The 26151-nt window shown below is 62.0% G+C and carries 21 protein-coding genes; 11 read left to right on the forward strand and 10 right to left on the reverse strand.

Annotated elements, in window-relative coordinates:
- The first annotated feature begins 283 nt into the window (after positions 1 to 283).
- Both AADA15_RS09845 and AADA15_RS09850 read left to right on the forward strand, forming a co-directional pair.
- Positions 284 to 1576, forward strand: a complete 1293-nt coding sequence (locus tag AADA15_RS09845; protein WP_341641393.1) for a hypothetical protein — start codon at positions 284 to 286, stop codon at positions 1574 to 1576.
- Positions 1577 to 1714: 138 nt separating this feature from the next.
- Complete coding sequence (locus AADA15_RS09850; RefSeq protein ID WP_341641394.1) at positions 1715 to 1954, forward strand: hypothetical protein; 240 nt, start codon at positions 1715 to 1717, stop codon at positions 1952 to 1954.
- Between the two features lie 123 nt (positions 1955 to 2077).
- Here AADA15_RS09850 and AADA15_RS09855 read toward each other — a convergent pair whose 3' ends face one another.
- Positions 2078 to 4447, reverse strand: a complete 2370-nt coding sequence (locus tag AADA15_RS09855) for a Tex family protein (RefSeq protein ID WP_341641395.1) — start codon at positions 4445 to 4447, stop codon at positions 2078 to 2080.
- A gap of 181 nt (positions 4448 to 4628) precedes the next feature.
- Here AADA15_RS09855 and gatB point away from each other — a divergent pair, with 181 nt between their 5' ends.
- Positions 4629 to 6137, forward strand: a complete 1509-nt coding sequence (gene gatB, locus AADA15_RS09860) for an Asp-tRNA(Asn)/Glu-tRNA(Gln) amidotransferase subunit GatB (protein ID WP_341641396.1) — start codon at positions 4629 to 4631, stop codon at positions 6135 to 6137.
- Positions 6138 to 6335: 198 nt separating this feature from the next.
- On the opposite strand, the gene AADA15_RS09865 is transcribed toward gatB, so the two are convergent.
- A complete protein-coding gene (locus AADA15_RS09865; RefSeq protein WP_341641397.1) occupies positions 6336 to 6788 on the reverse strand; it encodes a hypothetical protein in 453 nt (150 codons plus the stop codon).
- A 279-nt stretch (positions 6789 to 7067) separates the two neighbouring features.
- Here AADA15_RS09865 and pepT point away from each other — a divergent pair, with 279 nt between their 5' ends.
- Together pepT and AADA15_RS09875 are read left to right on the forward strand one after the other, a co-directional pair.
- Positions 7068 to 8309 carry a peptidase T gene (pepT, locus tag AADA15_RS09870; RefSeq protein WP_341641398.1) on the forward strand — a complete coding sequence of 414 codons (1242 nt, stop codon included), beginning with the start codon at positions 7068 to 7070 and terminating at the stop codon, positions 8307 to 8309.
- A 116-nt stretch (positions 8310 to 8425) separates the two neighbouring features.
- Positions 8426 to 8911, forward strand: coding sequence for a DUF4177 domain-containing protein (locus AADA15_RS09875; RefSeq protein WP_341641399.1), 486 nt, complete (start codon positions 8426 to 8428; stop codon positions 8909 to 8911).
- A 46-nt stretch (positions 8912 to 8957) separates the two neighbouring features.
- On the opposite strand, the gene AADA15_RS09880 is transcribed toward AADA15_RS09875, so the two are convergent.
- Positions 8958 to 9212: a BolA family protein gene (locus AADA15_RS09880; RefSeq protein WP_341641400.1), complete on the reverse strand. Its 255-nt coding sequence runs from the start codon at positions 9210 to 9212 to the stop codon at positions 8958 to 8960.
- Positions 9213 to 9318: 106 nt separating this feature from the next.
- Between AADA15_RS09880 and AADA15_RS09885 the strand changes: the two genes are divergently transcribed.
- The 5 genes from AADA15_RS09885 (at position 9319) to AADA15_RS09905 (ending at position 15664) form a co-directional block, all read left to right on the forward strand.
- Positions 9319 to 9942 carry a DnaJ domain-containing protein gene (locus AADA15_RS09885; RefSeq protein WP_341641401.1) on the forward strand — a complete coding sequence of 208 codons (624 nt, stop codon included), beginning with the start codon at positions 9319 to 9321 and terminating at the stop codon, positions 9940 to 9942.
- A 277-nt stretch (positions 9943 to 10219) separates the two neighbouring features.
- Positions 10220 to 11206, forward strand: coding sequence for a cobaltochelatase subunit CobS (gene cobS / locus AADA15_RS09890; RefSeq protein ID WP_341641402.1), 987 nt, complete (start codon positions 10220 to 10222; stop codon positions 11204 to 11206).
- A gap of 142 nt (positions 11207 to 11348) precedes the next feature.
- On the forward strand, positions 11349 to 13226 hold the full coding sequence (cobT, locus tag AADA15_RS09895; RefSeq protein WP_341641403.1) for a cobaltochelatase subunit CobT: 1878 nt from the start codon (positions 11349 to 11351) through the stop codon (positions 13224 to 13226).
- Positions 13227 to 13465: 239 nt separating this feature from the next.
- Positions 13466 to 15259 (forward strand): aminopeptidase P family protein, encoded by a 1794-nt coding sequence (locus AADA15_RS09900; RefSeq protein WP_341641404.1) that lies wholly within the window; start codon positions 13466 to 13468, stop codon positions 15257 to 15259.
- A gap of 63 nt (positions 15260 to 15322) precedes the next feature.
- Positions 15323 to 15664 (forward strand): DUF427 domain-containing protein, encoded by a 342-nt coding sequence (locus AADA15_RS09905; RefSeq protein ID WP_341641405.1) that lies wholly within the window; start codon positions 15323 to 15325, stop codon positions 15662 to 15664.
- A gap of 129 nt (positions 15665 to 15793) precedes the next feature.
- On the opposite strand, the gene AADA15_RS09910 is transcribed toward AADA15_RS09905, so the two are convergent.
- A complete protein-coding gene (locus AADA15_RS09910; protein WP_341641406.1) occupies positions 15794 to 15985 on the reverse strand; it encodes a hypothetical protein in 192 nt (63 codons plus the stop codon).
- Between the two features lie 91 nt (positions 15986 to 16076).
- Here AADA15_RS09910 and AADA15_RS09915 point away from each other — a divergent pair, with 91 nt between their 5' ends.
- Complete coding sequence (locus tag AADA15_RS09915) at positions 16077 to 16979, forward strand: LysR family transcriptional regulator (protein ID WP_341641407.1); 903 nt, start codon at positions 16077 to 16079, stop codon at positions 16977 to 16979.
- Positions 16980 to 17015: 36 nt separating this feature from the next.
- Here AADA15_RS09915 and AADA15_RS09920 read toward each other — a convergent pair whose 3' ends face one another.
- The 6 genes from AADA15_RS09920 to ftsA all read right to left on the reverse strand — a co-directional run bounded on the left by AADA15_RS09920 (position 17016) and on the right by ftsA (position 26150).
- Entirely contained in the window at positions 17016 to 18731 is a 1716-nt protein-coding gene (locus AADA15_RS09920) for a chloride channel protein (RefSeq protein ID WP_341641408.1), read from the reverse strand.
- Positions 18732 to 18818: 87 nt separating this feature from the next.
- The gene (gene recN, locus AADA15_RS09925; protein WP_341641409.1) at positions 18819 to 20465 is read right to left on the reverse strand and encodes a DNA repair protein RecN; all 1647 of its coding nucleotides are present in this window, start codon (positions 20463 to 20465) and stop codon (positions 18819 to 18821) included.
- A gap of 24 nt (positions 20466 to 20489) precedes the next feature.
- Positions 20490 to 21338, reverse strand: coding sequence for an outer membrane protein assembly factor BamD (locus AADA15_RS09930; protein WP_341641410.1), 849 nt, complete (start codon positions 21336 to 21338; stop codon positions 20490 to 20492).
- A 264-nt stretch (positions 21339 to 21602) separates the two neighbouring features.
- On the reverse strand, positions 21603 to 22550 hold the full coding sequence (gene lpxC, locus AADA15_RS09935; RefSeq protein WP_341641411.1) for a UDP-3-O-acyl-N-acetylglucosamine deacetylase: 948 nt from the start codon (positions 22548 to 22550) through the stop codon (positions 21603 to 21605).
- A 200-nt stretch (positions 22551 to 22750) separates the two neighbouring features.
- Positions 22751 to 24406, reverse strand: coding sequence for a cell division protein FtsZ (gene ftsZ / locus AADA15_RS09940; RefSeq protein WP_341641412.1), 1656 nt, complete (start codon positions 24404 to 24406; stop codon positions 22751 to 22753).
- A gap of 409 nt (positions 24407 to 24815) precedes the next feature.
- Positions 24816 to 26150, reverse strand: coding sequence for a cell division protein FtsA (gene ftsA / locus AADA15_RS09945; protein WP_341641413.1), 1335 nt, complete (start codon positions 26148 to 26150; stop codon positions 24816 to 24818).
- Position 26151: the final 1 nt, after the last annotated feature.

Raw genomic sequence — 26151 nt, forward strand, 5'->3', positions numbered from 1 at the left:
CAGTCGGCTCACCGGATCCATGCGCGGACCGGTGCCGCGAAACGGTATCACTGGCGCAAATCGACCGCCTGAGAAGAACACCGCATCCTGCAGATTGCAGCCGCTTTTTTCACTTTTTTAATAGCATTTTACAGGATCGGCCAAGGAAGTAACCTTTTTCGTTGACCGTACACCTAATTCCCCAAATTGGCACCTTCCGTTCCCCAGAGCCGCCATGTTTGCGCCGCAAATCCGCATCAGTCTGGACCGCGACGACGCACTGCCCAACCTGCGGGAACCGAGAATGCCAAGATCCCCCTTCCCTCTTTCGGACATCCTGTCCCGCCTTCCGGCTGCCCTTGCCATCCGGCGCATACCGCGACAGGAGGCGCACGGAAATGCCCCGGGTGCTTCCCTCCATGTCGGTGCGGACTGGCCGCGGCCACAGGAGTGCCTGTCGATCTCGGTGCGCACCGAAAGCGAGGAAGACGCAGCCTGCCACGCGCTGCAGGAGGAAGGGCAGTTTCTCGCCCGCCAGGAACGCTGGCAGGAGCTGTCAGACCGGCTTGCCGCCGCCGATGCATCGGGCCGCAGCACGCCCGGCGGGATGCCCGAGACCGAGCTGCTGGCCTATGGTGCCCGCGCCGATGTGGTCAATGCGGTCGAACATGCGCTTGGCGAGGGGGCGCCCTGGAACCAGCGGCAGCTGGTCGATGGTATCATGGCGCTCGAGGCCATCCGCAGAGACCACCGCAGTGATCCCTATCTCACCGCACTGATCGCATGTGCCCATATCGACATAGGATGGCTCTGGCGTGGACCGGGGCTGGAGGAGACTGCCTCGCGCGCGCATCTGCGCCGCTGTGCAGCCCATTTCGAACGCGCTGCGGCGCTGCTGTCAAAGGTATCGGGCCTCGGGCAGGACAGCGCCTTTCTTGCCGCCGCAGACTGTTCGCTGTTTTCCGCCCGGCAGGGCGACACGTTGCAGGTGGCCGATGCCTATTCCCGGCTTATTGACCTTGCCCCGCGCAACCACCGTCCCATGCGCGCCCTTGGGGTGCAGATGCTACCGCGCTGCTCTGGCTCTTATAACGCGCTGGAGCTCGAAGCCCGCCGCACCGCAGCGCGCACCCAAAAGACCTGGGGCGCAGGAGCGTACTCATGGGTATACTTCGACGCGCTGGCGACGGATCCCGAGGTCAGCGCCCATGTGGATACGCGTTTCTTCATCGACGGTTTGCGCGACATCCTGCTGCATGTCCCGACCCAGGCCATGGCCAATCTCCTGAGCGCCTATTGCGCCGTAGCCCTTGGCGGGGCACAGATGAATGGCAGACCAGCCAGCACCCCGCGTGAAGAAATCGCAACCGCCGCAGAGTGGCTCATCCGGGACCATCTGCGCGAGGTGCACCCTCTGATCTGGGCCCATGCGGCTCAGGGGTTTGACAACAATGCCCGCGTCAAATCCCTGCGCCGGTTCTCGGCGCGGGGGCAGGCCCAGGCCACCGAGTTCATTGCGCAGATTTTTCGCGAGGAACTCTCACGCGGTCAAAAGATCGCAATCTCTCCCGACGGGCTGCACATGTCGGCCGGGTAAGACAGGCCTTCTTGATGCAAGAGAAACCAACCAAGTGTTTTGCCTCTTGCGCTAGGGGTGAATGCATCCGACGCCCGGGATGAAAGGTTTGCTTTGAGACCTTTGCAGTGGATACTGCATTTCGTTCCAATGTAAGACATGATTGGGCTTGTAACCGATTTTACTTTGGAGCTTGAGTTGATAGCGAACCAGATAACCTTGACACTTTTTCCAGTGGTGGTCGGCGTTCTGGTTGTCGGCTTGGTTGCTATCTCAAGAAAACGAAAGAAAAATCAGCCGCCGAAAGCCCACAGTCCGCATCATCCAGGTTTGGATTACGACCCCAAGGAAATTGTACGCAGCAAGGGCAGCGGAATGGCAGATGGTGGTGTCGGATAGACCAATAGCGGCCAGTTTCGCAATCATGGCTCATGGCAGCTTCGTCCGCGCAGTAGACGCCTGGCCTTCTCCACACGGGGCCTAGGGACTGGCTCGCACCCAGTCCCATTGCTTCACCCCGCATCAGGACTTTTTGAACGCATCCATCAGCGCTGCGCCCAGCGCCCCGGTTGAGGCGGAATCAGACCTGCTCCCCACCTTCCCTTTGGGAGAGGCAGACATCTTACCCTTGCCTGCAGGCTTGCCGCCATGACGCGGCCCGCGCGATGCGCCACGGTCCTGGCCGCGCTCGTTGCGGCTGTCGCGGGCGGAGGCGCCGCCATCCTTTTTCATGGTCAGGCCAATGCGCTTGCGCGGCACATCGACCTCGGTCACCGTGACCTTGACCACCTGCCCTGTTTTCACCACCTCATGCGGGTCCTTGACGAAGCGGTCGGCCAGCTGGCTGACATGCACCAGACCGTCCTGATGCACCCCGATATCCACAAAGGCGCCAAAGGCCGCCACGTTGGTCACCGTCCCCTCCAGCACCATGCCGGGTTTCAGGTCCGTGATCTCCTCCACCCCATCGGTGAAGGAGGCTGTGACAAAGCTAGGGCGCGGGTCGCGGCCCGGCTTTTCCAGTTCGGCAAAGATGTCGCGCACGGTGGGCAGGCCCACATCGCCGCCGACAAAGTCCTCAGCCCTGAGCCGCTTGAGCGCCTGCCCATCGCCCATGATCTGGCGAATGTCCCGCCCGCAGGCCGCAACGATCTTGCGCGCCACATCATAGCTTTCAGGGTGCACGGCTGAGGCATCAAGCGGCTCCTTGCCATCTCGGATCCGAAGGAACCCCGCACATTGCTCAAAGGCCTTTGGCCCCAGTCGCGCAACTTTGAGCAGCTCCTTGCGGGTGGCAAAGGCCCCATTCGCATCCCGGTGCGCAACGATGGCTTCGGCCAGACCGGGGCCAAGCCCCGAGACGTGGGACAGCAGCGGCGCTGAGGCCATGTTGAGGTCTACGCCAACAGCGTTCACCACATCCTCGATCACCGCCTCCAGCGATTTGGAGAGTTTATGCTGATCCACATCGTGTTGATATTGGCCGACCCCGATGCTCTTCGGCTCGATTTTGACCAGCTCGGCCAGCGGATCCTGCAGGCGCCGCGCGATGGAGACCGCACCGCGCAAGCTCACATCGAGATCCGGGAACTCCCGCGCCGCCAGCTCGGAGGCAGAATAAACCGAAGCCCCGGCTTCGGAGACCACCACCTTGGTCGGCGCCTTGATCTTGGCAGGCAGGTGTTTCAGCACCTCCGCCACCATCCGCTCCGTCTCGCGGCTGGCGGTGCCATTGCCAATGGCGATCAGTTCAACGCCATGTTCAGCGATCAGCTTGACGATGGACACCTGCGCGCCGCGCAGATCGTTCTTCGGCTGAAACGGGTACAGCGTCTCTGTGGCCACCAATTTCCCGGTTGCATCCACCACTGCCGCCTTGACGCCGGTGCGAATGCCCGGGTCCAGCCCGAGGGTCGGCCGCGCACCGGCTGGCGCCGCAAAGAGCAGGTCTTTCAGATTGCGGGCAAAGACCTGGATCGCATCCTCCTGCGCCCGCGCGCGCAGATCGCCCATCAGCTCAAGCATCATGGAAAGAGACAGTTTCACCCGCCACGTCCAGCCCGCCACCTTGCGCAGCCATTTGTCCCCGGCGCCTTCGCCGCTGGCCCCAAGAACAGCTGCCACCATGGCCTCGGCCCGCGCCACGCCCTCTTCGGGGTCGGGGCCGATATCCAGCGTCAGCACGCCCTCGTTAGAGCCGCGCAGCATCGCCAGCGCCCGGTGCGATGGCACATCAGACCAACGTTCGCGATGATCGAAATAATCCGAAAACTTGGCGCCCTCCTGTTCCTTGCCCTCCACGACCTTGGCCGTCAGGAAGGCCTCGCGCTGCAGGAACTCCCGCAACCGGCCCAGAAGATCGGCATCCTCGGTCAGACGTTCCGTCAGGATGTCGCGCGCCCCGTTGAGCGCGTCCTTCACCGTCGGAACCGCCTCGGTGATATAACTCTGGGCCAGCGTCTCGGGCTCAAGGCTGCGGTCGGCAAGGATGGCCTCCGCCAGTGGTTCAAGCCCGTTTTCCCGCGCGATCATCGCCTTGGTGCGGCGCTTGGGCTTGTAGGGCAGATAGATGTCTTCCAGCTGCGCCTTGGTCTCGGCCTTGGCGATCTTGGCCGCCAGTTCGTCGGTCAGCTTGTCCTGGTTCCTGATCGTTTCCAGGATACTGCCCCGGCGCGCCTCCAACTCTCGCAGGTAGGACAGACGCTCGTCAAGGGTGCGCAGTTGAGTGTCATCCAGCCCCCCGGTCGCCTCTTTCCGGTAGCGTGCCACGAAGGGCACGGTCGCCCCTTCATCCAACAGCGCGACGGCGGCGCTGACCTGTTTCGCGCCTGCGCCGATCTCAGTCGCGATGGTCTGTGCGATACGGGCGCTGATCTCAGGGGAAGTGTCCACGGGGGCTGCTCCTTTGTCTTGTCGGAGGTCCGTCTTAGCCGCCCGCGAAAGCATCGCCAAGAGCATGTTTCACCATCGGCGCGGGACACCGCCGCCCCCTCTCTGCATTGCCCTCTTGCTCCTTGCGGCACAGGCGCCTAGAACACCTGCCAAACATGGACATTTCATACGGCGGAAAAACATGCTCGACCTGACATATGAACTCCCCAAGCCCAAGGTGATCTCGGGCGCCAAGCATGACTGGGAACTGGTCATCGGCATGGAGGTGCATGCCCAGGTCAGCTCGAACGCCAAGCTGTTCTCAGGCGCCTCGACCCAGTTCGGGGCCGAGCCGAATTCCAACGTGTCCTTCGTGGATGCGGCGATGCCCGGCATGTTGCCCGTGATCAACGAATACTGCGTCGAGCAGGCGGTGCGCACCGGTCTTGGCCTCAAGGCCGATATCAACCTCTGGTCCGCCTTCGACCGCAAGAACTACTTCTACCCCGACCTGCCGCAGGGCTATCAGATCAGCCAGCTTTACCACCCCATCGTGGGCGAAGGCGAAGTGCTGGTGGAACTGGGTGACGGAACCGCACGCATGGTGCGGATCGAGCGCATCCACATGGAGCAGGACGCAGGCAAATCCATTCACGACATGGACCCGAACATGTCCTTCGTGGACCTCAACCGCACCGGCGTCTGCCTGATGGAGATCGTCTCCCGCCCCGATATCCGTGGCCCGGAAGAGGCCGCCGCCTATATCGCCAAGCTGCGCCAGATCATGCGGTATTTGGGCACCTGCGACGGCAACATGCAGAACGGCAACCTGCGCGCCGACGTGAACGTCTCGATCTGCCTGCCCGGCGCCTATGAGAAGTATCAGGAAACGCAGGATTTCTCGCACCTCGGCACCCGCTGCGAGATCAAGAACATGAACTCCATGCGCTTTATCCAGCAGGCGATTGAGGTCGAGGCCCGTCGGCAGATCGCCATCGTCGAAGGCGGCGGCAAGGTCGAGCAGGAAACCCGCCTGTACGATCCGGACAAGGGCGAAACCCGCTCGATGCGCTCCAAGGAAGAAGCGCACGACTACCGGTATTTCCCCGATCCAGATCTGCTGCCGCTGGAAATCGAACAGGACTGGGTGGACAATATCAAGGCCAACCTTCCCGAACTTCCGGACGAGAAGAAGGCCCGCTTCATCGAGGAATTCGGCCTCACCGATTATGATGCCTCGGTCCTGACGGCGGATGTGGAATCGGCGGCTTACTTTGATGAGGTCGCCAAGGGCCGCAACGGCAAGCTGGCCGCCAACTGGGTGATCAACGAACTGTTCGGCCGCCTCAAGAAGGAAGATCACGAGATCACCGACAGCCCGGTTTCCCCGGCGCAGCTGGGCGGGATCATCGATCTGATTTCCTCGGATGCCATCTCGGGCAAGATCGCCAAGGACCTGTTCGAGATCGTCTACACCGAAGGCGGCGATCCCGCACAGATCGTCGAAGAACGCGGCATGAAGCAGGTGACGGACACGGGCGCTATCGAGGCCGCCCTGGACGAGATCATCGCCGCCAACCCCGCGCAGGTGGAAAAGGCCAAGGTGAACCCGAAACTGGCAGGCTGGTTCGTTGGTCAGGTGATGAAAGCCACCGGCGGCAAGGCCAACCCCAAGGCGGTGAACGAGCTGGTCGCCAAGAAACTGGGCTAGCGCGGCGCAACCGATCCAAAGGCGCCCCAACCGGGGCGCCTTTTTCTGTTCACGAGTTATCCAAAGGCAACGCCCGACCGGCGTGGAGCCGACAGGCTTTCAGCCGGGTACACCTTCGCCACTATGATCATATGCGACCGTTTCTCAGCGAACGGGCGCCCTGCACCTGCCCCGGTCGAACTCCGCCACACCCTTTGATCATTGAAGACCTTCAACGACTCTCCAAAATTCTTCCCATGCGGCTCGCTGTTCAGGAGGAATGCCTTCATTGTCGTCATTGGCAATTTGCTCTGGAGTTGCCCAGGCGATGCTGAGGGTTTTCGCCGCGCCACACAGCCGTTCAGCTTGATCACTGGCGAGTTCGCCTCCTAGAATTACAGACAAGCCCGCCTTCCCCTCTGACACCTCAGTCATTGCATCGAGGTGAGCCTGCAAACCAGCAAGCTCCGCGTCCTTGGGAAAGGCCGCAATGAGCGCTTCGATAGCAGCCAGGTCGTGATCTGGCTGCCCTCCGCAGGCCCACTTGATCGCGATCGGCTGCAAGAGGAAGTCAAAGCCAAAGAAGATATTTCGAGGTGGATTTGTTTGAGCCGATGCTCCAGACGCTATCAAACTCAAGAGAATTACAGTCTGTTTTATCAAGTTAGTCATAGCGCGTAGTTCCGACCCATTTTGGAAGCCTTCTGAGAGCCGCTCTCGTTACCAAAGCCACCGCCGGGCGACGACATTGTCTCTCCCCCCCTAGTCCAGGCCTCAAAACTCCCCCGATCTACAATCTCGCTGACGTCCAAATGCGCGGTCCCTTGCCAATGCTCACCCTGCAATGCCTCCACCCTGCCCGTAGCCCCCTAAGGTTGCAAGCCTGCCCTTGACGCCCCTCGCGCTCTGGCCCAGCGTGGCGGCGAACGAATACCCTCTACGGAGCACGCCATGAAAACCCAATTCGATCAGGCCCTTCAGGACCGGCTCATCCGCTATGCCGCCATCGACAGTCAAAGCGATGAGAATTCGCCCTCCTCCCCCAGTACCGCAATCCAGTTTGATATGCTGAACCTGCTGATGGAAGAGCTGAAGGAGATCGGCGCAAGGGATGTGGAGCTGACAGATTATGGCACCGTGCTGGCCACCGTTCCGGGCACGATTGAGGGGCCGACGGTGGGCTTCCTCGCCCATGTGGACACCGCGCCGCAGTTCAATGCAGCGGGCGTGAAGCCGCGCCTGATCACGGGCTACAATGGCGGCGACATCACCTTCCCGGACAATCCCGACCTGGTGCTCTCGCCCAAGGATCACCCGTACCTCGCGACCAAGGAAGGCCACGACCTGATCACCGCCTCGGGCACCACGCTGCTTGGCGCCGATGACAAGGCCGGTATCGCCGTCGTGATGACCCTGGCGCAGCATCTGATCGAAAACCCCGACATCCCCCATGGCCCGATCCGCATCGCCTTTACCCCGGACGAGGAAATCGGCCGTGGTGTCGATCCGCAGCTGCCAAAGGATCTTGGCGTCGATTTTGCCTATACGCTGGATGGCAGCGATGTCGGCGAAATCATCTATGAAAGCTTCTCTGCCGACCGCGCGGTGGTGACGATCAAGGGCGTGTCGATCCATCCGGGCTGGGCCAAGGAGAAGATGGTCAATGCGGCGCATCTGGCCGCGAAGATCGTGCAGACCCTGCCCCAGGCCACGATGACGCCGGAAACCACGGACGAGCGAGACGGCTTCCTGCATGTCACCGATATGAACGGTGGCTCATCCGAGATGGAGATCAAGCTGATCCTGCGCGATTTTGAGCGCGACGGGCTGGCGGCCAAGGGCGACCTTTTGCGCAAGGTCTGCGAGGCGGTGCAGGCGAGCGAGCCGCGCGCAGAGATTACTTGCGAGATCACCCCGCAGTATCGCAACATGCGCTATTGGCTGGAAGAGGACATGACCCCGGTGGATCTGGCGCTGGAGGCCTGCCGCGCCAACGGGATCGAGCCTATCTCGGTTCCCATCCGCGGCGGCACCGATGGCTCGCGCCTGACCGAACTGGGCGTGCCGACGCCCAACATCTTTTGTGGCATGCAATGCGTGCATGGACCGCTTGAGTGGGTCTCGGTGCAGGACATGGCGGCGGCCACCAATGTCTGCCTGACGCTGGCGCAGCTGGCGGCGGCCAGGAAATAGGCCCACTCTGTAGAGAGAATGCCACGGGCCGCATCCGGTCCGTCGGCACACCTTGACCCGGAACCTGCTTCCGCTAAACCTCGGGGGCCAGTCCGGCGATCGCTCAGGAGATCACGATGCAAGAGTACGAGTACAAGGTTGTCCCCGCCCCCCACAAGGGCACCAAAGCCAAGGGCGTCAAGACGCCGGAGGACCGCTTTGCCTACTCGATCGAAACCGTGCTGAACCAGATGGCCGCCGAGGGTTGGGAATATCAGCGCGCCGAACTGCTCCCATCCGAGGAACGTTCAGGGCTGACCGGCTCGACCACCAACTGGCGCAACGTGCTGATCTTTCGACGCTCCGTTGCCGATGCAGCAGGATCCACTGCATCGGCAGAGCAAACACCACAGGTCCATACCCCCGGGCCAGCTGACCCGCCGCTGACCGCTCCGGCTGCAGACCATGCGGAGACACCAAGCTCCTCGGAGCCCGTCCGCGCCGAAAAAACTCTGAGCGAGAAGGCGCCGGACACAGCCTCCGGCGCTGAAGACCCGAATGCAGCCGACGCCCGCAATCGGCGTGGATACATTCGCGTTTCTGACCCACGCGACGACCAGTAGACAGATACGCCGCGCACACCCCCATGCGGTGCGCGACTGCCCGCCTTTAACTGCCGATATCCAGCGCCAGCGCATGGATACGCGGCACGATATCCCCAAGCGCCTTGTGCACCGCGCGGTGCTGGGCCACTCGGTTCATCCCCGCAAAGGCCTCAGCCCGGATCATCACGTTAAAGTGACTCTCGCCGCGCCCGTCATGGCCCGCGTGACCGATGTGGCTATCGCTGTCGTCAACCACCTCCAGGCGGGTGGGATTGAACGCCTCTTGCAGGCGGGTTTCCATTTCTTCTTTGATGCTCATTTTCCGCTCACTCTCATAAAAATTTCCCCTCCCCCCTTCTATCTCCCGCCCCTTAGACTAAACTGCTTGCTCCGAGTCGAGCAGAACCGAATTAGAAGGTGCGCCCATGAGCAAATCAGATCCCTTTGGTTTCGATATGTCCGTCCGCTCCGCGAAAAAGAAGAACCCGCGCGGACGTAGGGCCGTATCCGGAGCCCAGGAAACATCGGTGCGCACCTGCGCCAAGGAAGGCTGTGAGGAGCCTGGCAAGTTCCGCGCTCCCAAAGCACCGGACGTTCTGGATGATTACATCTGGTTCTGTCAGGAACACGTGCGCGAATATAATCAGAAGTGGAACTTCTTCCAGGGCACCACGGAGGCCGAGCTGAACGCGCAGGCCTCGAAGGACAAGGTCTGGGAACGTCAGACCCGGCCCCTGGGCGATCCCGAGGCGCGCGCCTGGGCGCGGCTTGGCATCGAAGATCCGCACCAGGTTCTGGGCGCCAATGCGACCCGCAACCCCGGCAAAAGCGCCAAGGCCGGTCGCCGCCTGCCTGCCACCGAGCGGCGCGCGATCGAAATCCTTGAGGCCAAGGACGATTGGTCCAAGGCCGAGATCCGCAAGGCCTACAAGAAGTTGATCAAGGTACTGCACCCCGACATGAACGGCGGCGACCGCAGCCAGGAGGAACAGCTGCAAGAGGTGGTCTGGGCCTGGGATCAGATCAAGGACAGTCGCAGCTTCAAGTGACCCGCATAGGTGCGTGTCGCAACAGTTGAACCGGGCGCTCCCGATGGTGGGGCGCCTTTTTTGTTGGCCTATCCCGTCTCAGACACCCTCAGCACCCTGTCGATCAGGCCAGTTTCGGCTCACTTGCAGGCCAAACACCGCGTCATAAGGTTTCACATCCACCTTTCGCTTGCCCTTGCCTGCCAGATCGGGCACCAATCCCCCGAATTACGCCCCCCCTCTGGCCGAGTGGGTCATGAGCTCTACGATTGGGGCACAGAGACAAGGATGGACTGCGATGAGCGACGGCATGCTGGATATGAATGCGAAACCGACAGAGGCCGTTTCGGTCCGCGATGTGTTCGGAATTGACACCGACATGACCGTAAAGGGCTTTGCCGAAGGCTCTGACCGCGTGCCTGCGCTCGACCCCACCTACAAGTTCGACCCCGATACGACACTGGCCATCCTGGCAGGCTTCAGCCACAATCGCCGCGTGATGATCCAGGGCTACCACGGCACCGGTAAATCCACTCACATCGAGCAGGTCGCAGCCCGCCTGAACTGGCCCTCCGTGCGCGTCAACCTCGACAGCCACATTTCGCGGATCGACCTGATCGGCAAGGACGCGATCAAGCTGCGCGACGGCAAGCAGGTGACCGAGTTCCACGAAGGCATCCTGCCCTGGGCGCTGCGCAACCCGGTTGCGATCGTATTCGACGAATACGACGCAGGCCGCGCCGACGTGATGTTCGTGATCCAGCGGGTGCTGGAGCATGACGGCAAGCTGACGCTTCTGGACCAGAACGAGATCATCACCCCGAACCCCTTCTTCCGTCTGTTCGCCACTGCGAACACCGTTGGTCTGGGCGACACCACTGGCCTCTATCACGGCACCCAGCAGATCAACCAGGCCCAGATGGACCGCTGGTCGCTCGTCGCCACGCTGAACTACCTCAGCCACGATGCGGAAACCGCCATCGTTCTGTCGAAGGCGCCGCACTATAATACCGAGAAGGGCCGCAAGATCGTCAGCCAGATGGTCACCGTCGCGGACCTGACCCGGACCGCCTTCATGAACGGGGATCTGTCCACCGTCATGTCGCCCCGGACCGTGATCAACTGGGCGCAAAACGCCGAGATCTTCCGCGATGTGGGCTATGCCTTCCGCCTGTCCTTCCTGAACAAATGCGACGAGCTGGAACGCCAGACCGTGGCCGAGTTCTACCAGCGCTGCTTTGACGAGGAACTGCCCGAAAGCGCGGCCAACGTGAGCCTCGGCTAACTGCAAAAAGAGACGCCCGGCCACCCCTATGGGCGGGCACGTCGTTTCCCGCCCGCGGTCAGGCACCGCCCTTTGCACCAGACCAGAAGACTGGACATAGACGGCGCCTGGCGAAATGATCGGACCAAGGACCGCTTGCGCCATGAAAAAACAGAACGACAACCCAGCCGATCCGTTCAAGAAAGCCCTGGCCGAAGCGACCAAGGTGATGGCTGACGATGCGGAACTGTCGGTCAGCTATTCGGTCGATCCCGCCGGGCTGTCGGGCGACTCCATGCGTCTGCCGCAGGTCTCCCGCCGGATGACGCGGGAAGAGGTCTTGCTGGCGCGCGGCACGGCGGACGCGCTGGCGCTGCGGCACAAGTTCCACGACGACGGGGTCCATGCAAAATACGCGCCGCAGGGTGAAATGGCCCGCGACATCTACGAGGCGATGGAAACCGCTCGCTGCGAAGCAATGGGCGCGCGCCACATGCCCGGCACCGCGTCGAACATCGACGTCAAGATCCGCAACGAGGCGATCCGGCGCGGCTATGACCAGATGAAATCCTCTTCCGAGGCGCCGCTGGCTGCTGCCGCCGGATATCTGGTGCGCCAGATGGCAACCGGTCGCCCCCTGCCCGAAGGCGCTGCCAATGTGGCCGAGCTGTGGCGCGGCTTCATCGAGGCTGAAGCTGGGGAGACACTGGAAAACCTCGACGAAAAGATCGCCGATCAGGCGGAATTCGCCCGCTTTGCGCGCCAGATCATCACCGATCTTGGCTATGGCGATCAGCTGGGCGACGACCCCGATCAGCTGGATGACGATCAGGACGATCAGGCCGAAGAGGACGCCGAAGAGCAGCCCGACCCCGACAGCACCGGCGAGGACGACTCGGACGACGAGCAGGCCGATGCGGATGCTGAACAGGCGCAGGAACAGCAGCAGGACGAAAGCCAGGCTCAGGTCTCGATGGACGAGATGGCCGAGGACGAGCTGACCGAAGAGACCGAGATGCCCGACGGCGAGGCGCCACTGGATCCGCCCCCGCCGCCGCCGGTTTCCGAGGCTGACCCGGATTACAGGGTCTTCCTCGACACCCATGACGAGGAAATCGCCGCCGAAGACCTGGCCGAACCCGCCGAGTTGGAGCGCCTGCGCGCCTATCTGGACCAGCAGCTGGAACCGCTGAAAGGCGCGGTATCGCGTCTGGCAAACAAGTTGCAGCGCCGCCTGCAGGCGCAGCAGAACCGGTCCTGGGAATTCGACCTTGAGGAAGGCATTCTGGACGCAGGCCGTCTGGCACGGGTTGTCGCCAACCCGACCACCCCTCTGTCGTTCAAGCGCGAGAAGGACACCGAGTTCCGCGACACCGTGGTGACGCTGCTTCTGGACAACTCCGGTTCTATGCGTGGCCGCCCGATCTCGATCGCGGCGATCTGCGCCGATGTTCTGGCGCGTACCCTGGAGCGCTGCAACGTGAAGGTCGAGATCCTCGGCTTCACCACCCGTGCCTGGAAAGGGGGCCTCGCGCGCGAGGCCTGGCTGAACGAGGGCCGCCCGCAGCAGCCCGGCCGTCTGAACGATCTGCGCCACATCATCTACAAAGGGGCCGATGTGCCCTGGCGCCGAGCCCATCCCAACCTCGGCCTGATGATGAAAGAGGGCCTTTTGAAAGAAAATATCGACGGCGAGGCGCTGGAATGGGCGCACCGCCGCATGGTGGGCCGCCCCGAGGCGCGCAAGATTCTGATGGTGATTTCGGACGGCGCGCCGGTGGATGACTCGACGCTGTCGGTGAACCCTGCGAATTACCTGGAAAAACACCTGCGCGATGTGATCGCCATGGTGGAACGACGCAAACAGGTGGAGCTTCTTGCAATCGGCATCGGCCATGACGTGACCCGCTACTACGACCGCGCGGTCACGATCACGGATGTCGAGCAGTTGGCCGGGGCCATGACCGAGCAGCTCGCAGCGCTCTTTGACAGTGATCCGCGCGCACGGGCACGTGTTATGGGCATCAAGCGGGCCAGCTGATCCGCTTTTGCCGAACGGCGCAAGGCTCCCGCCCCCTTTCAGGCAGCCTCCCAGAAGCCGCCTAAAGCGTTGGGCGTGGCCGCGCCTGTTGGCGCGGCGCCCGGCCCGCCCTCCGCCTTGCAATGGAAGTGGGCTTGCCTGCGCCAGGCGGATTTGAAACAACATCAACGCAGCCGATTTGCCGCGTCACGGCTTTTGCATGCCAACAGCCGGGCCTGCCGACAGAAGGAGTTTTCAGCATGTATCAGTCTTTCGATGTGACGGCCCGCCCCGACCAGGGACCACCGCGATTGGCCGCACTCCGGCTGGAGATGAAACACAAAGGACTGGATGGTTTTCTGGTCCCCCGCGCCGATGCGCACCAGGGTGAATACGTTGCTGCCCGGGATGAACGCCTCTCCTGGCTGACCGGGTTTACCGGCTCTGCAGGGTTCTGCGCTGTCTTGCGGGAGCGCGCCGGAGTCTTCATCGACGGGCGCTATCGCACGCAGGTCAAACAGCAGGTCGACACACATGCCTATACCCCCGTGCCCTGGCCCGAGGTACAATTGCACGACTGGCTGAAAGAGCAACTGCCAGAAGGTGGGCGCATCGGGTTTGATCCATGGCTGCACGCAGCGGGTCAGATCTCTGCCCTGCGCCAGAAACTCGAGGGCGCTGGCATCCGCCTGGAGGCCTGCGACAACCTGGTTGACCGCATCTGGGAGGATCAGCCCCCTGCCCCCATGAAGCCCGTGGTCGCGCACCCGGACGCTTACGCCGGAGAAAGCGCCGCTGACAAATGCGCGCGGCTTGCCAAAGATCTGGAAAACGCCGGACAGACTGCCGCCCTGATCACCCTGCCCGACAGCATCATGTGGCTGCTCAATATTCGCGGCTCGGACATCCCGCGCAATCCTGTCGCCCATGGCTTTGCCATCCTGCACTGCGATGCACGCGTGGATCTGTTCATGACGCAAGAGAAACTGGAGGGGCTGTCAGACCACCTTGGCGCTTCGGTCACGCCACATTCCCCCGAAGCCTTTCTCGACACTGTGGCATCGCTCAACGGCAGCGTAACCGTCGACATCGATACGATCCCACACATCGTTGCCGAGACCCTTGGCGAGCGCCTTGTTCCCGCCGGGGATCCCTGCGCCCTGCCGAAGGCCTGCAAGAACGCAGCCGAAATCGAGGGCAGCGCCGCCGCACATCTGCGCGATGGGGCGGCCGTGGTCGAGCTTCTGGCCTGGCTGGATGCCCAGGCCCCGGGAACGATCACCGAAATCGACGTGGTCAAAAAGCTGGAAGAGCTGCGCCGAAGGGACGAACGGCTGCGCGATATCAGTTTCGATACAATCGCGGGCACCGGCGCGAATGGAGCGGTGATCCACTACCGGGTCACAACCGAAACAGACACTGTTCTCAGTAACGGCGATCTTCTGGTTCTCGATAGCGGCGGGCAGTATCTAGACGGCACCACCGACATCACCCGCACCATCGCAATCGGAACACCCGGAGATGAAGAGCGCGCCGCCTTCACCCGCGTGCTGCAGTGCATGATCGCCATGTCGCGCCTGCGCTGGCCCAAGGGGCTTTCGGGACGCGACATCGAAGCAATTGGCCGCATGCCGCTGTGGCTTGCCGGGCAGGACTTCAATCACGGCCTCGGCCACGGTGTTGGCGCCTATCTGAGCGTTCATGAAGGGCCCCAGCGGCTCAGCCGGGCCTCTGCGGTGCCCTTGCAGACCGGCATGATCCTGTCCAATGAGCCGGGCTACTACCGCGAAGGGGCCTTTGGCATCCGCATCGAAAACCTGATCGTTGCTCAAACCGCCCCAGGCCTGCCCGGCGGCGATGAAGAGCGCGAGATGCTCAACTGGCGGACACTGACCTTCGCCCCGATCGACCGGCGGCTGATTGACGCAGATCTGCTATCAAGGGAGGAACGCGACTGGCTGAACGCCTATCATGCCGAGGTCGCCCAGAAAATCCGACCTTACGTCAGCCCGGCCGCGCAGGCCTGGCTGGATGACGCGACGGCCGCGATCTGATACCCCCATGTTACAAAGGGCGGGCAAGACGACATTGGACACTGACGAGATGGGAAAGAACACATGAGCACTATTCGAATTCGCAAAGCAGAAGGGACCTGGGTGGTCCGCTCGGGCGGCGCCGTTCTTGGCGAGACAAGCCGTGCACTGGAGCTGAGCGAGGACGGATACGCCCCGGTAATCTACTTTCCGCGCGAAGATGTGGCGATGGCCTTTCTCGATCCCAGCAGCAAGGCCAGCCACTGTCCGCACAAGGGCGATGCCTCATACTATTCAATCGTGAACAAGTCCTCGGTAACCGAGGACGCCGCCTGGAGCTACGAAGACCCGAACGAGGCAGCTGCTGAAATCAAGGGGTATCTGGCGTTTCATTCCAGCGATACCGTGAAGGTGGAGCAGCTCTGACCTCCGGGCCCTGCCACCACGAAAAAGCAATCCTGACTGCTTCCTGCAGATCGGCAGGGCAGATGACAGATTAAGCTCGTCTTTCCGAGCGCGGCCCGGAAAAACAGACAGAGCTGACGTAAACCAGCCTTACAGCAGAACGCAGCGGGTCAAGTGTCGCTTGGCCTGCTCCAACGCTTCGCCGGAGCCAAAGACGTTAGCCTCTTTGGCGCATTCGATTGCGTAGTTGACCAAGGCTTGTAGGGCCGCCTGTTCTTTGTCCTGCTCGCTCAATTTGTTTTTTGTTTCGACCTCTTGCGGGTCGAATTCATAAGTACGCATAATTTCCCTTCCGCACCCAAGTAACGCCCGTTACTGTTAACCATAGTTCACAACAGCTTTGGTCCAATCAAGCGAAAGACATAATTTATACATGCGTGACGTAGATGCATCGCAATTAAGTGGCCGTTTGTTGCGCGTTTTCATCACGGTCTACGACGAAATGTCGGTCAGCAAGGCGGCTGAACGATTGGACACCAGCCAATCGACCGTCAGCCACAACCTTGAAAAGCTGCGCAGCATTGTTGGTGACAAGCTGTTTCTTCCCTCGGGGCGCGGAATTGTTCCAAGCGCGCGTGCCGAACGTCTTGCGCCGAAGGTCAGGCGTCTTCTGGCGCAGATGGATGCGCTTCTGGATACCGGGGACTACGTGCCGCACACGGATCCGGATCCTTTTGTGGTCGCGACCAACGGTGGCGTGCTCGTCCCGCATGTAAACCGGATATGCCAGACAATCTGGAAGGAAATCCCCTCCAAACAGATGATTTTCCGCGAACTTGGCACACGTGGGAATGCCGAAGCCGTTCTTGGCCGTGCAGAAGCGGATTTTGTCATCACACCACGGCCGGCCAACTACCCTGTTACCTTGTGCCATACACATCTGTTCACCGAAGAATTCAGGGTCTTCTATGACCCCGCACAACGCGGGCCCATCACGGATGTTTACGACTACAGCGCAGCGCGTCATGCGATCCTTGACTTCGGCAGTTCCGCCAAGAGCATCGTGCAAACCACTCTGGACGATCTCAACCTTTCCCGGTCGGTCGCTGTCAAAGTGCCAAATGTCTGGCTTCTGGCCGAAGTGATCCGTGGAACGGATATGATCGCAACCCTGCCCAGGATGCTGGAACATTCGGCCTTTCGCCATCTTGAGCATTGCCAGTTACCGCTCAGCATTCCGGCGGCCCGTTTCGATTTGATCTGGCATCAGCGCTATGATGACAGCGCGCGCCTGCGTTGGCTCCGTGAGACCCTGACAGGCGTTTTCAAGAGCTGAACCCAGTGTTCCGCCATGTCTTACGGACGGCGCGGCCTAGCTGTGTTCTTCCGCGGCCGTGGCAACCAGCGCCCTGTTGTAGGCCTTCAGCGCATCGACATGATACAGCGCCCCAAGCAGACACCCCGTGTTTTCTGTTCCGGCAGATGTCACGGTTTGACCGTCGGACTTGCTATCCACAACCGGGAGATAGGCCACATCCGCCCGGTCGAACACCGGTAGCGCCGCCTCGAGTGTCTGCTCCGAACGCAATACCAGCCCCTGTTCGATCAGGCTGGCGCAGTCCTCTTCCGAGGGGCAGCGCGGGTCCCCAATGGGACGCATGAGGCTGCCGACTCCGAGAACGGCCAGCAGATAGGCCTGCGGTCCGGCTGCGCAATGGATGTTGCGCCGCTCAAGTTGCGTCAGGAAGAAAGAGCGATCCACCAACCGCGAGGCCAGCGCCGTCGAAAGGGAGACCGCCACCATGACCGCAAGGCCGATCTGCCAGTCGCCCGTCAGTTCGAACACGATTAGCGTGGTCGAAATCGGCGCACCAAGAACCGCCGCCGCAACAGCGCCCATGCCGGCAAAGGCGTACAAGGTATGGGTGCCAGAGACATCAGGCAGGACAGACGTCGCGATCAGCCCAAAGGCCAGCCCGGTCATCGCGCCGATCATCAAGGACGGGGAAAACACCCCTCCCCCCATGCGGCCTCCCATGGTGACGGCAACCGCAGCGGCTTTGACCAGACTGAAAAGGATCGCCTGCGAGAGCACCAGGCCACCGGTCAGGGCCAGGACGGTGGTTTCATAGCCGACACCGATGATATGGGGAAACCAGATCGCGATCAGCCCAAGCAGCGCGCCCGAGACAGCCGGGCGCAGCCAGCGTGGCAGCGACAGGGCGTTCTGCACTTCGGTTCCCAGGCTGTCGGCCCAAAAGATCGACCGCATCAGGATCACGGCAACCAGCCCGCACACCAGCCCGAGCATCAGGAAGGCCGGCAGTTCCACGTAGAACTGCAACGCACCCGGCGTGTTCAGCGTAAACTCGGTCACATCCCCGTATTCGAGCCGGTTGATCACGGTTCCGGCGACCGAGGCGATCACGATCGGCGCAAAGGCATGCACCGCGAAGTGACGCAGGACCACCTCCAGCGCGAACAAAGCCCCGGCGATGGGGGCATTGAAGCTGGCGGAAACCGCCGCAGCAACCGCGCACCCCAACAGATCACGCCCGGTGATGCCATCTGCCTTGATCCGGTCACTCACCCAGCTTGAGATCACCCCCGCCAAATGCACAACAGGGCCTTCGCGCCCCGATGAGCCCCCCGTGGACAGGGTCAGAAAAGATGCCAGGGCAGAGCCAAGACCCTCGCGGATTTCCACGCGACCATTGCGCATCGCGGCCCCCTCGATCACATCCGCGACCGAGCGCACCCGCCCATCGGGCGTGAAATAGTGCAGGATCAATCCAACGATCAGCCCGCCCACCGTTGGAATGATCAGCAGCACATACCAGGGCAGGCCTTCCGCAAAACTGTGCAGGTAGTTGATGTCATCCGCCCCATAGACCCAAGCCTGCAAGGCCGTGATCCCTTTTCGAAAGGCCAGCGCTGCAAATCCTGCGGCGACGCCGATCAGGAGGGCTATCAGCCAGAACTGAAACTGGCTCGGGCCGCGGTGCAAGAGAATGCGCCAGATATCGCTCAGCCATGCCACCCCCTGCAGGGATAGGGCCCTAATTCCGGTTCTGGGGTGTTCCGCCATGCCGCGCCTTCACAAAAACTGCATAACCCATTTAGGCAGAACAGATTGCCAAACTGCAAACCCTTTGCCGCACAGGCGACAACAACCTTATCCGGTCAGCAGGGCACCGGCGGCCGCGCGCGCTTCCTGGGTGATCGTGTCGCCAGACACCATTCGGGCGATTTCATCGACCCGCTCAGCCGCACTCAGTGGCACGACCTCGGACAGTGTCATGCCATTCGAAACCTGTTTTTGCACCCGCCAGTGATGCGCGCCCTGGGCGGCCACCTGCGGTGAATGGGTGACAACGAGCACCTGCCCGCCTTCGGCCAGAGACTTCAGTCGCCGCCCCACGGCATCAGCTGTGGCCCCTCCGACCCCGCGATCAATCTCGTCGAAGATCAGCGTCTTGTCCTGCTCATCCCCACGCAGACAGACCTTAAGCGCCAGCAGAAACCGGCTGAGTTCGCCGCCCGAGGCGATCTTGTTCAATGGTCCCGCCGGGGCACCGGGGTTGGTGGCCACCGTAAAGGCGACTTCGTCATAGCCCTCGGGGCCGGACTGGCCTTTTGCAATCCGCGTTTCAAAAACCGCGCGCTCCATCTTGAGGGGCGCCAGCTCCGCCATCACCGCTTTGTCGAGGGCCGAGGCCTGCTTGCGGCGCAGGTCGCTCAACGCCTCGGCCGCTTTTGCATAGCATTCCTCCGCCTGGCGCAAGGCGGCCTCCTGATCGGCAAGATCTTGATCGCCGGCATCCAGTGCCGCGAGTTTTGCGCGCAAAGCATCTGCATGAATGGACAAATCGTCCGGCAAGACGTCATGCTTGCGGGCCATGGCACGGATGGCAAACAGCCGCTCTTCGCAGGCTTCAAGGTCCGCCGGGTTGAAGTCGAGGCTTTCCAGAACCCGCTCGACCCCGTCCTGGGCATCTGCCAGTTCGATCATGGCGCGGCTGAGGGCTGCCAGCGGTTCATCAAGGCCTGCTTCCTCGGCGCCTGTGACCCCTTCCAGCCAGCGCTGCGCCTCACCCATGGCGGGATCGGCGCCTTCGCTCAGCAACGCATGAGCGCGCGCGATGTCGCCGCGGATCCGCTCGGCGCCCTGCATCTGGCGGCGACGGGCATCCAGCGCCTCATCCTCACCGGGTTCCGGCGCCAGCTTGTCGAGTTCCGCAACGGCGTGGCGCAGGAAATCCTCTTCGGCTTTCACCGCATCAAGCGCCGCACGGGTTGCCTCGACCGTTTTGCGCGCGCGGGCCATGTCGACCCAGGCGCTGCGGGTGACCGCCAGGGCCTTTTCAGCCCCGGCAAAGGCGTCCAGAAGGCTTCGATGGCCCTTGGGGTCCAGAAGCCCGCGATCATCATGCTGACCGTGCAGTTCCACCAGCGTTTCGGACAGGGCGCGCAGCACCTCTCCCGAGCAGCGCCGGTCATTGACCCAGGCCGTCTTGCGCCCCTCGGAGGTATTGACCCGTCGCAGGATCAACTCGCGGCCCGCGGGCAGGCCCGCCTCTTCCAGAACGCGATGCGCCGGATGCCCTTCGGAAAGGTCGAACTCCGCCACCACCTCGCCCTGTTTGGCCCCCTGGCGGACAAGCTCGGCCCGCCCGCGCCAGCCCAGCACGAAGCCAAGCGAATCCAGAAGAATCGACTTCCCGGCGCCGGTCTCGCCGGTCAGCACATTGAGACCCGGCTGAAAGTTCAGCTCAAGGTGATCGATGATCAGGATGTCGCGAATATCAAGCGCACGCAGCATTACATTGCCCCGTTGCCAGCGCCCTTACAGCCACTGGCCTTTGATCGACTGGCGGTAGATCTGGCTCAGCCAGTTGTTGCCTCGGTCACGCATTTTCAGCCCTTGCGAGGTCAACAGTGTGTAACTGTCCTCGTACCATTCGGTCGACTGGTAGTTATGTCCAAGAATGGCGCCTGCGGTCTGGGCCTCTTCTGTCAGGCCAAGCGACAGGTAAGCCTCAACCAGGCGGTGCAACGCCTCGGGCGTGTGGCTTGTGGTCTGGAAATCCTCAACCACCACCCGGAAACGGTTGATGGCCGATGTATAGTGCTTCTTGCGCAGGTAGTAACGGCCGATTTCCATTTCCTTGGCCGCCAGATGGTCAAACGCCAGATCGAACTTAAGGATCGCCGAACTGGCGTATTCGCTATCCGGATAAACCTCGATCACGGTGCGCAGCGCCTGCAGGGCCTGAAAGGTCAGACCCTGATCCCGGCCAACCTCGTCAATCTGGTCATAATAGCTGAGCGCAAGAAGATACTGCGCATAGGCGGCGTCTTCCTCGGTCGGGTAGAAGTCGATGAACCGCTGCGCAGCGGCGCGGCTGTTTTCGTAGTCCTTGGATCTGTGCAGGGAATAGGCCTGCATGATCAGCGCCTGCTTTGCCCACTCTGAATAGGGATACAGCCGCTCGATCTCGGAGAAGTAGAAGGCTGCGTCCTTTGAGCGATTGCGCTGCAGTTCGAATTCACCGCGCTCGAAAATCTGCTTGGGCGTATAGTCGTCCAGCGGGGTTGAACTCTCCGCGGCTCCACCGTCGCCGCCGCAGCCCGACAGCACAGCCATCACAAGAACCGCGCCGATGAATTTGGCTCCTGCCCTGATGCCGATCATGTTTGCCTCACCTTACCGCATATGACTCGCGGGTGTCCGCCCCCGGTTCAGCCCGGTCTAGCACATTCATTAAGCGTGCAAAACGCCAATAACCCACCTTGACCCTCACTTGGCAGAGATTGCCCGCATTGGTCAAGCGCTGCCGCCGCCCAGAGAGCACCCGGTCAGCGCCCAAAGCCGGAACAGACGTTCCGACGACACATACTCCAAGAGGCGCAGGGGCGTCCCGCACCGTCCAATATGCTGGTGGACCTGATGGTCGGCTCAGGCAACCCGGCGGGTTTCTCGGGGGATTTCGCCCCAGACAAGCCCCTGCCCCGGAAGACGCGCCACCATGGCGGCGTCGCATTCAACCAACCGCACGGCGCCCGGAGTCGCAAACAGCGCCCGCAGCAGCGTGTTGGTGAGAGCGTGGCCTGCACGCTCACCGATGTAGCGGCCCATGATCGGTGCACCCGCCAGTGCCAGATCGCCCAGTGCATCGAGCATCTTGTGGCGCACCGGTTCATCACCGTGGCGCAGACCTTCGCCGCTTTCGATGCTGTCGCCATCAAAAACAATCGCATTCTCGCCAGGCACACCGCCCAAGGCCAGACCATTGGCCTGCATCGCCTCGACATCAGCGCGGCGGCAAAAGGTGCGACTGTCGCAAAGCTCACGGGCAAAGGCACCGTTGCGCAGATCCAACTCCTTGCTTTGGCGACCGATCCCCTTCTCCGAGAAGTCGATATGGAATTCGATCACCAGCCGGTCGCTGGGCAACAGGGTTGCCTTGGCCCCGTCCTTTTCGACGCTGACCTCCTTGAGGACCTGCAGCGCCTGAACCGGCGCATCCAGCCGACGCACACCCTCTTGCATGATACCGCGCACAAAGGGGGCCGAAGAGCCATCAAGGATCGGGACTTCCGGGCCGTCGATCTCGACCAGGGCGTTGTGGACACCGCAGCCTGCGAGCGCAGCCATCACATGTTCGACGGTAGAGACGGACACGCCAGCGGCATTCACGAGGCGCGTACACAAAGCCGTACGTTCCACGTAGTCCCAGCGCGCTGGAATGATGCGATCCCCCAAAGCGATGTCGGTCCGCTTGAAGCGAATGCCATGACCTGCCGGAGCGGGCCGCAGCACCATGCGCGCGGGCTGTCCGGAATGCAGGCCCGTACCTTCAAATGTCACCGCTGCTTTCAGGGTATTCTGCACCTTGTGCCTCATCCATCTGCGTCCAGCCTACTGGGACTGGCTTGTGGACGATAGGTAAGGAGTCTCGGCAAAGGCCTCAACTCAATCTTTGTAACGGATTGAAACATGGGTGTAACGGATAGGCAAAACCCTGCTCAGTAGGGCTTAATGCATTGTTATAAAAGAAAAAGGGCCGCCAAACGGCAGCCCCCTTTTTGAAATATTCAAGCGCTTCAGTTCGCCTGGCGACGCAGGAAAGCCGGGATTTCGATACGTTCCTGATCCGGGTCAGCCTGCTGAGCGGGCTGCCGGGCGGCCTGTGGAGCCGCCGCCTGTTGGGGTGCCGGCGGCTGCTGACGCACTGAATGAGACTTGGCCTCGGCGCCTTCTGCAGCGCTGCCTGTCATCCGGTGGATCAGGGAGTTCAGACCAAAACGGCGCTGCTCCTGCGGTTGGGGCGCGGCCTGCTGGGGCGCCGATACCGGGCGCTGCTGCTGCGGAGCCTGCTGGGCCTGGGCCTTTTGCGCAGCAGCCTGCAAACGCACGATGGCATCCTGGGACGGCGTACCTGGCGCAGGGGGCTTGGGCGCGACAAACGCCTCGGCAGCCGGTTCGGCGACGTCAGCCTGGGGCTGGAATGCGGGCACCTGAGGCTGATAGGCCGGCGGCGGCAACCCGTCATCGTCGTAAACTTCGGACTGCTCAGCGGGCTGGCTTGCCTGAGCTGCAGCGGGCGCGGTTTCCATACCCTCAAACAGGCTCGGTTCGGGGGCTTCGACGCTTTCGGCGGCGACGGCTTCTGCGGGCTGCTCAACCTGCGTATCCAGCTCAAGCGGCGCAGCGCGGGTTTCTTCGACGCTCACGGTCTTTTTCAGAGGAGCGGCCATCGGGCGGCGCGGAACCGGCATGTCGGTGTTCACCTCGGACGCATCAATCCCGGTGGCAACCACAGACACGCGCATTTTGCCTTCCATCTCGGTGTCGAGAGTGGAGCCGACGATGATATTGGCATCCGGATCCACCTCTTCGCGGATGCGGTTGGCGGCCTCGTCCAGCTCGAACAGGGTCAGATCATGGGCGCCGGTGATGTTGATCAGAACGCCGCGCGCACCGCGCAGGGAGATTTCGTCCAGCAGCGGGTTTGCAATCGCCTTTTCAGCGGCCTGGATGGCGCGATCTTCGCCCTCGGCCTCGCCGGTGCCCATCATCGCTTTGCCCATCTCGTCCATCACGGCGCGCACATCGGCAAAGTCGAGGTTGATAAGGCCCGGACGGACCATCAGGTCGGTGACGCCTTTGACGCCCTGATAAAGCACATCGTCCGCCATCGAGAAGGCCTCGGTGAAGGTGGTCTTCTCATTGGCCAGGCGGAACAGGTTCTGGTTCGGGATGATGATCAGCGTATCGACGACCTTCTGCAGCGCCTCAACGCCGTCCTCGGCCTGGCGCATGCGCTTGCCGCCTTCAAACTGGAAGGGTTTGGTCACGACACCGACGGTCAGAACGCCCAGCTCCCGCGCGGCCTGCGCGATGATCGGCGCAGCGCCAGTGCCGGTGCCACCGCCCATGCCAGCGGTGATAAAGCACATATGCGCGCCCGCCAGATGATCCACGATCTGTTCGATGCTTTCTTCCGCAGCAGCCGAACCGACCTGCGGACGGGCACCCGCGCCCAGACCTTCGGTGACCTTGATTCCGAGCTGGATCCGGCTTTTTGCAGCGCTTTGCTGCAGGGCCTGTGCGTCCGTGTTGGCGACGACGAAATCGACCCCCTCAAGCGCCTTTGCGATCATATTGTTGACCGCGTTACCACCGGCACCACCAACACCAAACACGGTGATCTTGGGCTTCAACTCTTCCTGTCCGGGCAACGAGAGGTTCAATGTCATGCTCTTTTCCGCCTGTGTTTACAGCCCTCCCGCAAGGGCCTTTTCCTGACTTTTCTGCGAAAACTGTACCGCAGGCACGGACTCACGTCATCCCAAAAAGCGAAATACGTCACAAAATATGGGCCTCGCCCCACATTTTTTCGCGGTATTTCGCCGAACGAGACAGATGTAGCGGCCCAAAGGGGGACACCACACAAAAACCAGCGCACCCCGGCGCCCTTCTGGCCACCGGATCAGATCCTCGGGTATCGCGGTTTGGCCACTGCCCGGCCATTTGACTCGTCGCTTTTCGCGTCCGTTAACAAGAATCTAACGCCAATCAACGGCTCTGTCACGGGGCATAGGTGGGGACAAAGAAGTTTTTTTCGCTGCCGCATCGCTGCCGCCGCAAGACACGGCCTTGCCGACGTCACCAGTTATCCTTGAACCACCTGAACGCGCGCCGGAGTGAGTGCGCCGGATAGCGGTCCACCGGCATTTCAAAGTCCCACCACTCATCCTGGGGATGCGCAGCAAACAGGCTGAGCCCCACGGCAGAGGCGAACCCCGGCCCGGTGGCCGATTGCGGAAGACCGTGGACCCGCAACGGCCGCCCAAGGCGCACTTGCTGGCCCAGAATGCGGCTCGCCAAAGAGTCCAGCCCCATGATCTGGCTCGACCCGCCCGTCAAGACGACCTGCTGGCTGGGAAGGTATTCAAAGCCCGCCGCATCAAGGCGCACACGGACCTCTTCGAGGATCTCCTCGACACGCGGCCGCATGATGCCGATCAGCTCGGCCCGGCTGACGGTGCGCCGGTCATGTTCCCAATCGCCTGTATCGCCGCCGATGTCGATCATGTCGCGATCATCCGCGCCCGTGGCATGGACCCCGCCACAGAAGGTCTTGATCCGCTCCGCGTTGGCCATTGGAACACCAAGCCCCATCGAGATGTCACTTGTGATGTGATCGCCGCCCATGCGCACTGCGTCGGCGTAGATCATGTGCTTCTTCATGAAGATCGAGATCGAGGTAGAGCCCCCTCCCATATCGATGCAGGCCGCTCCAAGCTCCTGCTCGTCTTCGACGAGGGCCGCATATCCCGAGGCATAGGCGGAGGAGGCAATTCCCGCCAGTTCCAGATCGCAGCGCTGTATGCAGCGCATCAGGTTCTGCACCGTGGAGGCATCGACCGTCAGCATATGCATATCCACCGACAGGGTCTGCCCCATCTGGCCCCGCGGGTCAGACAGGCCCGAGCGGTTATCAAGAGCAAAGTTCACCGGCTGCGCATGGATCACCTCTCGCCCCGCGCCATAATCCGGCACCTCACAGGCCGCCAGAACGCGGGCGATCTCATTCTCCGAGACTTCCTGGCCCTGCAGCTCCACCGTGGCATCGAGACCATAAGAGCGCGGGTTCGCACCTGAAAAACAGGCGATCACGTGATCTACACGCACACCCGCCATCTTTTGCGCGGCCTGAACGGCCGTGCGAATGGCGCGTTCGGTTTCCTGCATGGCGGAAATCTCGCCGAACTGAACCCCGCGAGACCGCGTGGTGGCGGCGCCGATGACACGGAAGCCGGACTGGCCTGCAAGCGAGCCAATCGAGCCGTCTTCGCTCAGATCTCCTACCCCGTCAAAACGCAGGACAAGGCAGGCAATCTTTGAGCTGCCCACATCCAGAATCGCCACAACGCCTCGCTGCAAAGCCTGGCGCCGCATCTGCCGCATGGCACGCTGAGATTGATACAAGTCTGTCATC

Source organism: Phycobacter sedimenti (genome assembly GCF_038148855.1).
Classification (GTDB): Bacteria; Pseudomonadota; Alphaproteobacteria; order Rhodobacterales; family Rhodobacteraceae; genus Phycobacter; species Phycobacter sedimenti.